This window comes from Clostridium sp. (assembly GCF_051654825.1).
Classification (GTDB): Bacteria; Bacillota; Clostridia; order Clostridiales; family Clostridiaceae; genus Clostridium.
Genome location: NZ_JBOFYU010000105.1, coordinates 1 through 5151, shown reverse-complemented (window position 1 = coordinate 5151; position 5151 = coordinate 1). Strand labels below are relative to the sequence as shown.

Annotated in this window: 3 protein-coding genes; 1 reads left to right on the top strand and 2 read right to left on the bottom strand. The window is 31.0% G+C overall.

Annotated features, from left to right (window positions below; all coding sequences use genetic code 11):
* Positions 1-779 (bottom strand): HAMP domain-containing sensor histidine kinase (locus ACRDBA_RS06455; protein ID WP_438572111.1); only part of this gene is annotated, 779 nt, incomplete at its 3' end.
* Positions 772-1467, bottom strand: coding sequence for a response regulator transcription factor (locus tag ACRDBA_RS06450; RefSeq protein WP_438572110.1), 696 nt, complete (start codon positions 1465-1467; stop codon positions 772-774). The genes ACRDBA_RS06455 and ACRDBA_RS06450, both read right to left, overlap by 8 nt.
* Before the next feature lie 331 nt (positions 1468-1798).
* On the opposite strand from ACRDBA_RS06450, the gene ACRDBA_RS06445 reads away from it, so the two are divergent.
* A partial coding sequence (locus tag ACRDBA_RS06445) for a glycoside hydrolase family 2 TIM barrel-domain containing protein (protein ID WP_438572109.1) occupies positions 1799-5151 on the top strand: 3353 nt, incomplete at its 3' end.

Here is a 5151-nt window from a genome sequence, read left to right as displayed (position 1 = left end):
TCTTGAACATTAACTTTAGTTTTAAAATTAATTAAGCCAAGTTTATCTAAATCAATTTTAAAATCATTATCTTCTAAGGCATCTGTAAACTCACTAATAAATTGTTCAAAAAGCAATTTTCCATCTAATAGAGAGTTATCAGAAGATTTATCCTGTGTTGAATTTGGATTTAAAAGCAAACTTGATAAATCCTGTATTTGATAAGCTTTATTTTGTATTATTTCAATATAGCTATTTAGTTTTTCAGGGCTATTATATTTTTTATCTTTTATAAAATCTGAATAAGATATAATTGCTGTAAGCGGTGTTCTAATATCATGAGATAGTGAGCGAATTAACTCATCTTTTTCTTTTTTTAAACGCTCTTCATTTTCCCTATAGTTTTTAAGAGCCATAGAAAAGCTATTAATTGTATCAGCAAGGTCTGTAAGTTCATCATTTCCTATACTATCTATTTTAAATGATAGGTCACCTTCTTTTAATATTTGTATAGCATTAGTTATGGACAAAATATAGGAAATCTTTTGTCCTAAGAAAAGCAAAAAGAATGTAAAAAATATAATTATTGTAGCCAAAATACAAATTAGCTGTAGCCAATATAAGAATTCAGGGTCTGATATAGTAGAAGAATCATAGAATCCATTTTCAATAGCTTTTTCCCCTATAGAAATAGAAATAAAATATAAAAAGCAAAAGCTGAAACTAGCTATAACTATAGAGGTAATTAAATATCCTATAAGCTCTAAGGCTAACTTTGGAAAGTTAAATTTTTTAGTCAATGTAGTATCCCTTTCCCCAAGCTGTTTTTATATATTTTGGATTTCTTGTATCAGCTTCTAGTTTTTTTCTAAGATTCTTTACATGAACCATTACAGCACTATCGCAAACTGCCTCTTCTTCCCAGACACTATTATAAATATTTTCTATAGAGAATATCTTTTTACGATTTGTAATTAATAATTCTAAAATTTTATATTCTGTATGAGTAAGAGGAATAGTTTTTCCATCACAAGATACAGTTTGTGTTTCTAAATCAACATTTAATCCTTGTAGCTCTATTTTTGATTTGTGCATTATAGTATTGGGCTGATAAATATGATAACGTCTAATTAATGACTTAGCTTTTAGTAGTAATTCAGAATGTGAAAAAGGCTTTACCATATAATCGTCTGCACCAGTAGAGTATCCAATTGTCTTATCTGAATCTTGAGAATATGCAGTTAGAAATAAAATAGGAACAAATGATTTTTTTCTAATTTCTGAACTTGCAATAAATCCTGATTTTTTAGGCATATCTACATCTAGTATAACAAGATCTATTGAATCATCTACCTTTTTAACAGCTTCATTACCATCTTCAGCAGTAACAACACAGTAACCTTCTCCTGTAAATAATATTTCAAGTATTTGTCTAATATAAACATCGTCATCAGCAACTAAAATTTTAGTTTGGTTTTTTGATTTCATCATTACCCTCCTTATTTATCAAGTGTTATGAAAATTTATCATTAAGTCATTTATTTTTAAAAGTTTTTACATAATATATTATACTAAAATCATTATCGCAAATAAAGAATGAACAATAGGTATTAAAAGTTGCTTGTATATGTAAATAAGTTATTATAATAAATAAATTAGATTTTTAGTTTTAGCAGTAATTATAAATATGCTAAGACTATTTTTTGCAAAAAAGATAAAATTTAATGGTAAATATAGTAATAATATGGTGATAAAACTTTACTAAATTTTGTTGAAATGTTATTATTATACAGAAGAGTAATTTATAGGAGGGGAAAGTATGAGACCGTTTTACAAGAAAAGTTCCTCATTACTTATGGCGTTAGCTTTTGCATTTAGTTTAACACCTACTACAGTACATGCAGGAACACAAGACACGTCTGAGCTAGAAACAGTTTATGCTGGATTTATCAAAGATGGAGAACGTTCAACTATTTTTAATCAAAATTGGCGTTTCGTTCAAGGTAATCCATCAGGAGCTGAAAAGGCAGATTTTAATGATTCTTCTTGGAGAACTTTAAATTTACCTCACGATTGGAGTATCGAAGGTGATTTTACAGTTGAAGGAGAAGCAGAAAGTGGATTTTTACTAGGAGGTACTGGATGGTATCGTAAACATTTTGTAGTTCCAGAAAAATTTGATGGTAAAGATTTTACTTTAAATTTTGATGGTGTTTACATGAATGCTGAAGTATATGTAAATGGACAAAGAGTTGGAGAACATAACTATGGTTATACAGCATTTGCATTTGATATTACTGATGCGTTAATTACTGATGGTGTTACTGAAAACGTAATCGCAGTTAAGGTAACTAACACTGTACCAACAAGTAGATGGTATTCAGGAAGTGGGATTTACAGAGACGTAACATTAAGTGTTACAGATACTATTCATGTCGGACATTTAGGAACAACAGTTGCAACTCCAAAGGTTAAAGAGCAACAAGCTGGAAATGTAGATGTAGAAGTAGAAACAGTTGTTGAAAATGAATCACTAGATAGAGCTAGTGTTAAAGTTAAAACTACTGTAGTGAATTCTAATGGTGATGCAGTAAGTGAGCCTGTAGAAGAAGTTAAAACTATAGGTGCTGATAAGAGTGAAACCTTCAAGCAAACAGCTATTGTAAACAAACCAGAATTATGGTCTGTTGATTCACCTAATATGTATCAAGTTAAGAGTGAAGTAATAGTTAATGACCAAGTTGTAGATACTTATTTCACAGACTTTGGATTTAGATATTATAACTTTGATAGAGATACTGGATTCTCATTAAATGGTGAGAATATGAAATTAAAAGGTGTTTGTATGCACCATGATCAAGGATCATTAGGATCAGCTTCATATTATAGAGCTGTTGAGCGTCAAATGGAAATCATGAAGGAAATGGGAGTTAACGCAATCCGTGTTTCTCATAACCCTGCAAGTGATATGTTACTTGAAATTTGTGATCGTTTAGGATTATTAGTAATAAACGAAGCATTTGATACTTGGACAAACCCTAAGAATGGTAATGTGAATGACTTCTCTAAATATTTCAATGAAAAAATAGGAGAAGATAATGAAATTATAAATGGTCATAAAGATATGACTTGGGGAGAATTCGATGCTAGAGCAATGGTTAAAAATTCAAAGAACAGTCCATCAGTTATAATGTGGTCAATTGCAAATGAAATAACTGAAGGAATTAGTGGAAGTGCAGCTAAATACACTGAAATTGCTCAAGATATAGTAACTTGGATACAAGAAGAGGATTCTACAAGACCTGTTACAATAGGTGATAATAGAACTAAAAATGGAGATAGCACAACAGCTGCTATTGCACAAGTAGTTAGTGATAATGGTGGTATAGTAGGATTCAACTATACTAATGCAAATCAATTTGCAAATCAAAGAAATAATCATCCAGATTGGATATTATATGGATCAGAAACTAGTAGTGCTGTTCATAGTAGAGGATATTATAAAACTAAAGGTATAGACTACAATGCTCGTCAAATATCAGAATATGATAATGATTCAAACAAAGTAGGTTGGGGGCATTCAGCTAGTAAAGCATGGTTAGATACTATAAAGTATGATTACAATGCAGGTGAATTTGTATGGACAGGATTTGACTATATTGGTGAACCAACTCCTTGGAATGGAACAGGTTCAGGACAAGTTGGTGGAGGATTAGGGCCAGCACCAAAATCAAGTTACTTTGGTATAGTTGATACAGCTGGTTTTGAAAAAGACATTTACTATTTATATCAAAGCCAATGGAATGATGATGTAAATACATTACATGTTATGCCATCATGGAATAGAGATGATATAGTTATTGAAAATGGAAATGTACAAGTTGATGTATTTACTGATGCTTATAAAGTAGAATTATATTTAAATGATACAAAAATTGGAGAGCAAACTGCAACAGAGCATACAACTCCAGCTGGGTATAAATATAAGACTTTTGGAACAGATAAATTCTATCCAACGTTTAATGTTAAATATGAAGAAGGTACTTTAACAGCTAAGGCTTATGACAAGGCTGGAAATGAAATCACTAATACTCAAGGTAGAAAATCAGTAGTAACTTCAGGTACTGCAACAACAGTTGAATTAAGTGCTGATAATACTACAATCGCTTCAAATGGATATGACTTATCATACATCACTATTGATGTAGTAGATGAAAATGGAAACATTGTTCCAGGTGCATCAAATAGATTAAACTACGAACTTGAAGGAAACGGAAAAATAGTAGGATTAGATAATGGTAATGCTGTAGATACAGATTCTTATAAACCTACTACAGATAAATCAGGTTCAAGAAGTGCATTTAGCGGAAAAGCTTTAGTTATTCTTCAATCAACTAAAGACGCTGGTGAAATGACATTAACAGTTTCAGGGGAAGGAATAGCTCCTCAAACTATTACTGTAAACACTGAAAATAGAGCTGGTGATGATAAATACCTAGAATCTTACGAAATAGCTAAGGAATATTATGTAAGTGTAGGGGATAAGCCAGAATTAGCAAAAACTGTAGAAGGAAAATACAGTGATGGTACAACTAAGACTTTTGATGTTGAGTGGAATGAATATAATGAAGAATCATTAAACACTCCTCAAATATTCAAAGTTACAGGTAAATTAAAAGGAACAGATGTAGCTGTAGGTGTAAATATTCATGTTATTGGTGATGTAGTTGCAATGGAAAACTATTCAACATTCACTTATGCAGGAACTAATCCTACACTTCCAAACACAGTAAAAGGATACTTAGCTGATGGTAGCGAAAGTGAAGAATTTGCTGTAGCATGGAACTTAGAAGGTTTAGATTTCACAGTACCAGGAACAAACGTAACTGTAAATGGTACAGTTGAGTTATTAGGTAAAACTTATCCTGTAGCCGCTCAAGTTCGTGTAACTGAAGCTTTAAAAGCAGCAACTAATCTTGCTATTAATAAAGCAGAAAATAAAGATATTCCAACTTTATCTCAAAGTTGTACTAATATAGCAGATAACTTAGCATCTATTAATAACGGTATTAAAAATAATACTAATGCTAATGAGCGTTGGACAAACTGGGGAGAGCGTTCAGAAGTAGTTAATGGAGAACCTAAAGGAGCTTATGTTCAATTAGATTGGAA